The organism is Azospirillum sp., assembly GCF_050789165.1.
Map to the genome: position 1 here is coordinate 24,354 of NZ_JBOZRT010000051.1, position 6,000 is coordinate 30,353.

Genomic DNA, 6,000 nt, shown 5'->3' on the forward strand with positions numbered 1-6,000 from the left:
CGGATTCAACCGGGCGCCCGCCATGCGCCGGATGTCGCACCCCCTGGGCAATTTGCCCCCTCCCTAGCCCTCCCCCGCTCCGCGGTGGAGGGAACTCCGCCGCATTTTCCCCCTCCACCGCGGAGCGGGGGAGGGCCGGGGAGGGGGCAACACTCTTACAGAATCTCCAGCACCTGCTCCGGCGGGCGCCCCAGCCGCGCCTTGGCCCCGTTCACCACGATGGGCCGCTCGATCACCGACGGGTTGGCCACCATCGCGGCGATCAGCTGGTCGTCGGCCAAGTCCTTGGCGACTCCGGCCTCGGCGGCTTCCTTGGGGCGCAGGATCTCGGCCGGCGCCTTGCCCAGCTTGGCGAGGATGTCCTTGAGTTCGGCCGCGCTCGGCGGCGTCTTCAGGTATTCCACGACGCGCGGCTCGACGCCCCTGGACTGGATCAGCTCCAGCGTCTGGCGCGACTTCGAGCAGCGCGGGTTGTGGTAGATGGTCACCGTGTCGGTCATGGCTCGTCTCGTCTCGTTCTTTGGTCTCCCAAGGCCACCAATAGCTTGACCTGCACGTCGCGCCAAGCGGCCATGCGGGGCCCTGGAAGGCGTGACAACAATCGGCGATGCCGTTAATTTGCGCGCTCGCCGCTGTCTTTAACCGGGTGTTTGCCGTGACCAAGCTGTCGTTTTCCAAGGAAAAGATCCAGATCCTCCTGCTCGAGGGCGTGCACGACAACGCCATCTCCGAGCTGGCCGCGCGCGGCTACGCCACGGTCGAGCGCCTGCCCACCGCGCTGGACGAGGCGGAGCTGCTGGAGCGCATCGGCTCGGTCCACATGCTCGGCATCCGCTCGCGCACCAACCTGACGGCCAAGGTGCTGGAGGCGGCGGAGCGGCTGTTCTGCGTCGGCTGCTTCTGCATCGGGACCAACCAGGTCGACCTGAAGGCGGCGCGGTCCCGCGGCATCCCGGTGTTCAACGCGCCGTACTCCAACACCCGCTCGGTGGCGGAGCTGGTGATCGGCGAGATCATCATGCTGATGCGTGGCATCTTCCCGAAGTCGACCCTGGTGCACGGCGGCGGCTGGATGAAGTCGGCCAAGGACAGCTACGAGATCCGCGGCAAGACGCTGGGCATCGTCGGCTACGGCCACATCGGCACGCAGGTGTCGATCATGGCCGAGGCGATGGGCATGAAGGTCGTCTTCTACGACGTCGTGCGCAAGCTGGCGCTGGGCAACGCGCAGCCCTGCGACACGCTGGAGGACCTGCTGAAGGTCTCCGACGTGGTGACGCTGCACGTGCCGGACACCGCGCAGACCCGCAACATGATCGGCCCCGAGCAGCTGCGCCAGATGAAGCGCGGCAGCTACCTGATCAACGCCGCGCGCGGCAAGGTGGTGGACATCCCGGCGCTGGTCGAGGTGCTGAAGTCCAAGCACATCCTCGGCGCCGCGCTCGACGTCTTCCCGAAGGAGCCGGGCGGCGACAAGGAGCCGTTCGAGAGCCCGGTGCGCGGCCTCGACAACGTCATCCTCACCCCGCACATCGGCGGCTCGACCATGGAGGCGCAGGCCAACATCGGCACCGAGGTGGCGCAGAAGCTGATTGAGTACTCGGACAACGGCTCGACCATCGGCGCGGTCAACTTCCCGATGGTCGGCCTGCCGGTGCACGACGGGGCCACGCGCTTCCTGCACATCCACCGCAACGTGCCGGGCGTGCTGCGCAAGATCAACGACGTGTTCTCGTCGCGCAACCTGAACATCGCCGCGCAGTACCTGCAGACCGATCCGGAGCTGGGCTACGTCGTCATCGACGCCGACGGCGACGTGGACGAGGGCGAGGTGCTGGACGCGCTGCGCGCCATCGACGGCACGCTGCGCACCCGCTTCCTCTACCCCGGCCAGCCGGGGCGCTGAGCCTCCCTTGCGGCGGTGCCGGAACACCCCGAGGTATGATGGGATGATCCCGCACCGCCTCCTGCTTCTCACGGCCGCGGCGCTGCTCGCCGCGTCGGCGTTCGCCCGGCCGGCGGCGGCGCAGGCGGCCGGCTGCCCGCGCTTCGACCGGCCGGCCCTGCAGATCGACACCCAGGTGGTGCCGCTCAAGCGCGACTTCGACCGGACGCTGGCGCAGTTGCAGGCCATGCCCGGCCGCTCCGGCGGGCCGGCGGGGGCGCGGGCCGGGCAGGTGCTCGGGCTGGCGCACGCCACCTTCGGCGAGCGCTGGCAGGTCGGCGCCCATTTCAGCCCGCAGCCGGGCGGCGTGGTGTGCGCCGCGCTGGCCCGGCTGACCGTAACCTTCGGGTTCCAGGAGCGGATCGTCTATATCGCGCGCGAACTGCCGCCGGGCACCTGCATCCAGCGCGAGGTGCTGAACCACGAGATGAAGCACGTCTCCACCGACGAGGCGCTGCTGCGGGAGTTCATGCCCGGCTTCAAGCGCCGGCTGGAAGCGGTGGCGGCACGCCAGGGAACGATCCGGGCGCGCAGCGAGACCCAGGCGATGACCATGCTGCGCCAGCCGATCGACGCGGCGGTGCGCGAGTTGATGCAGGACTTCTCGCGGGAACGCGACCGGCGCCAGGCCAAGGTCGACACGCTGGAGGAATACCGGCGCGTGTCGAAGAGCTGCAACGGCGAGCTGGCGAAGTACGTGAAGGGCAAGGGCCGGCTGTAGCGGTTCCGGTCGTGCGGCGGGGGGCGTTTTGCCCCCGTAAGGCCCCTCCGGCGGTGCCGGGGAGGAGACTGCCGCCACTTGCTCCCGGCGATGGGGCAAATGAACTCTTACGCCGCCTTCGAATTGCTCTCCGGCGTGCCCGCGACGACCCGGAAGCCGAAGTTCTTCGCCAGCGTCCGCACCGTCGAGGCCCAGGCCATGCGCAGGATGGTGATCTCGGTCAGCGGGTCGAGCTGGCCATCGAAGATCATCGACGCGACCTGCGCGATCAGGCTCTCCCGGCGCAGCGCCGGCGGCAGCTTGCGCTCGATCTGCAGCAGGCGGGTGGCGAGCACCCGGGTGGGGTGCTGGCGCCGGTTGGTTTCCATCTGGGTGAGGAAGCGGCCGATCGCCGCGAGTTCCTCGCGCAGATCGTCGCTGATCATCCCGTTCATGACACGCTCCACGACTGATGTGTTCGCAGCCTAGTCGGGCCGTGGAAGGCCGGCTGTGACGGCGGTCACAGATGCGTTTCTTTCGAAATGTCGGTGCCACGAACGATCGGAGGGATCGGCACCCTTATCGCCAGTGTCCGTACCCGCGATGGCCCCAGTAGCCGCCATGGCCGCCGTGGCCGCGGTAGCCGTAGCGCGGGCCGCCCCACCAGCCGCCGCCCCACCAGCCGTAGATCTGCGGCTGCACGACCACCGGCGGCGAGTACTCCGGGTAGGCGGGGTAGGACGGATAGGCCGGGTAGGGTTCGTAGACGGCGCAGCCGCTCAGCACGAGCAGCCCCAGTCCGATCGCCGTTGCTTTCAAGAGTGTCATGGCACCGCTCGTGTGGAAGCCTATCTGTAGCCACGAACAGGGCGGCCGGGACGGTTATTCCCGGTGTCGGCCGGGTCCTCAGACTCAACAACGCGCGGAGACGCCCATGCGCCGCACGCTCCTCCTGTCCGCCGCCTTTCTGGCGCTGCCCGCGGCCGCCTCCGCGCAGACCTACGGCGGCGTCCAGGCCTTCGGCGACAGCCTGACCGACAACGGCAACCTCTTCGCGCTGACCCGCAACGTCTTCCCGGTGCCGGCCAGTCCCCCCTATTACGCCGGGCGGTTCAGCAACGGGCCGGTGTGGGTCGAGCAGCTGATGCCGCGGCTTGGGCTGTCGGCGTCCGCGCTCGACGACCGCGCCTACGGCGGGGCGGAGACCGGCCTGGGACCGGGACCGGGGCCGGGCGTGCTGGCCCAGGTCAGCCAGGCGGTCAGCATCGGGCCGCGGCCGGGGCCGAACACGCTGGTGGTGGTGTGGGGCGGCGCCAACGACTACCGCAACCGCGGCCGCAGCACGCCGGACCCGGCCGGGCTGGTGGACGGCGCCGTCAACAACCTGCGGCAGAGCCTGGAGTTGCTGGTCGCCGCGGGCGCCCGCCAGATCCTGGTGCCGAACGTGCCCAACCTCGGCGATACGCCGGAGGGGCGCGAGCAGGATGCCGCGACGCCCGGCACCGCGGCGCGCCTCAACGGCATCATCGCCGGCCACAACACCGCCCTGGCGCAGGCCGTCGAGCGGCTGCGGCAGGCCTCGCCGGGCGTCCGCATCACGGTGCTGGACGTCAACGCGCTGTTCCGCCAGGTGGTGGCGGCGCCGGCGACCTACGGCTTCACCAACGCCACGGTGCCCTGCCTGCTCGGCGTGGCGCCGGACATCGGGCCGGCGTCGGGGGCGTGCGCCACTCCGGAAGCGGCGGCCGGCACGGCGTTCTTCGACAAGCTGCACCCGACCACGGCGGCGCACGCGCTGATCGCGCAGTACGCCGCCGCCACGCTAGGCGGCCCGACGGCGGGCGGCAACGCGGCGCCGGCCCGCGCGCAGATGGCGATGCTCTCCACCGCCGAGCAGGCGCGCGCCATCTCCGAGCGCCTCGCCGCGGTGCGCGGCGGCCAGAACGGTTTGGGCGGGAGCGTCACGGTGCTGGGCAGCGGCCTGACCACGCTCACCGGCGCCACCACCGGCGGCGTCTCGGAGGGCAGCCGGCTGGGCCTCGACGACTCGGGCGAGCGGCCGTTCGGCATGTTCCTCTACGGCACGCACGACTGGGGCGACCGCGAGGCGCGCGAGGGCGCCGCCGCCTTCCGCTACCGCGGTTCGCTGGTGGCGCTGGGGGCGGACTACCGGGTGGCGCCGGGGCTGATCGTGGGCGCCGCCGTCGGCTACGGCTTCGGCGAGAGCAGCCTCGACGGCGGGAACGCCGAGGCGCGCAGCTGGAAGCTCAGCGCTTACGCCGGCTACCACGCCGACGGGTTCTACGCCGACGCCGACCTCGGCTACAGCATCGACCGCTATCCGGAGATCCGCCGCGACACCGGCTTCGCCTTCACCCCGCAGGCGCGCGGCGACACCCGCGGCAACACCTGGAGCGCCGGGGCGACGGTCGGCTACGACGCGCCGGTGGGCGGGCTGACGCTCGGGCCGTTCGCCGGGGCGCGCTACGCCCGCGTGCGCACCGACGGCTTCACCGAGACCGGCGCCGGGTCGCTCAACCTCGCCATCGACGGGACGCGGGCGACCTCGCTGATCGGTTCGTTGGGCGTGCGGCTGGGCGGCGTGTTCACCGCCGACACGGCGACGGTGGCGCCGCACGTGCGCCTCGCCTGGGAGCACGAGTTCTCCCGCGACGCCCGCCGCGTCACCGCGCGTCTGGGCGGCGGCTTCCTGACCACCGAGCCCGGCGTCGGCGCCCGCGACGCGCTGGTCGCCGGCGTCGGCGTGCGGGTGAAGGTGTCCGACCGGCTCAGCCTCGTCGCCGACTACGCCGGCACGCTGGCGCGCGCCGACGGGCGCGACCACTCGCTGCTCGGCAAGGTCGAGGTGAAGTTCTGATCCGGCCGGAACACGCCTTCCGGCCAATGGCGAAGGCGAGATATTTTCGGTAGCATCATACCAGAATACCAGGAGCCCGACGCAAACCGGGTCCATCGCCGGCCTCGAACCGAAGGCCGCGGCTTCAAACCAGGGAGGAAGCCCTTGCCCAACAGCCTTTTCCTGGCGAACCGTCGCCAGTTCCTCGCCACGTCTGCCGCCGGTCTGGCGGTCGCCGGCCTGCCGCGCTTCGCCATCGGGGCGCCGGCGCGCATCAAGGTGGGCCTGATGCTGCCCTACAGCGGCACCTACACGCTGCTCGGCAACAACATCACCGACGGCTTCAAGCTGCGCCTGGCCGAGCTGGGCGACAAGTTTTCCGGGACGGAGGTGGAGTTCGTCCGGGTGGACGACGAGTCGTCGCCGCCCAAGGCCAAGGACAACGCGGCCAAGCTGATCGTCAAGGACAAGGTGGACGTGCTGGTCGGCACCGTGCAC

The 6,000-nt window shown here is 70.9% G+C and carries 7 protein-coding genes; 4 read left to right on the forward strand and 3 right to left on the reverse strand.

What is annotated here, in order from left to right:
• Nucleotides 1–155 precede the first annotated feature (155 nt).
• Nucleotides 156–500 (reverse strand): arsenate reductase (glutaredoxin), encoded by a 345-nt coding sequence (gene arsC / locus ACRWK7_RS12630; RefSeq protein ID WP_431856579.1) that lies wholly within the window; start codon nucleotides 498–500, stop codon nucleotides 156–158.
• Nucleotides 501–655: 155 nt separating this feature from the next.
• Here arsC and serA point away from each other — a divergent pair, with 155 nt between their 5' ends.
• Nucleotides 656–1,906, forward strand: coding sequence for a phosphoglycerate dehydrogenase (serA, locus tag ACRWK7_RS12635; RefSeq protein ID WP_431856580.1), 1,251 nt, complete (start codon nucleotides 656–658; stop codon nucleotides 1,904–1,906).
• 43 nt (nucleotides 1,907–1,949) lie between these two features.
• Entirely contained in the window at nucleotides 1,950–2,666 is a 717-nt protein-coding gene (locus ACRWK7_RS12640; protein WP_431856581.1) for a hypothetical protein, read from the forward strand.
• A 107-nt stretch (nucleotides 2,667–2,773) separates the two neighbouring features.
• On the opposite strand, the gene ACRWK7_RS12645 is transcribed toward ACRWK7_RS12640, so the two are convergent.
• Together ACRWK7_RS12645 and ACRWK7_RS12650 are read right to left on the reverse strand one after the other, a co-directional pair.
• Nucleotides 2,774–3,100, reverse strand: a complete 327-nt coding sequence (locus tag ACRWK7_RS12645; RefSeq protein ID WP_431856582.1) for a hypothetical protein — start codon at nucleotides 3,098–3,100, stop codon at nucleotides 2,774–2,776.
• A gap of 124 nt (nucleotides 3,101–3,224) precedes the next feature.
• Entirely contained in the window at nucleotides 3,225–3,473 is a 249-nt protein-coding gene (locus ACRWK7_RS12650) for a hypothetical protein (protein WP_431856583.1), read from the reverse strand.
• Between the two features lie 106 nt (nucleotides 3,474–3,579).
• Here ACRWK7_RS12650 and ACRWK7_RS12655 point away from each other — a divergent pair, with 106 nt between their 5' ends.
• Complete coding sequence (locus ACRWK7_RS12655; protein ID WP_431856584.1) at nucleotides 3,580–5,523, forward strand: autotransporter domain-containing protein; 1,944 nt, start codon at nucleotides 3,580–3,582, stop codon at nucleotides 5,521–5,523.
• Nucleotides 5,524–5,667: 144 nt separating this feature from the next.
• On the forward strand, nucleotides 5,668–6,000 hold a 333-nt coding region (locus ACRWK7_RS12660), incomplete at its 3' end, for an ABC transporter substrate-binding protein (RefSeq protein ID WP_431856585.1).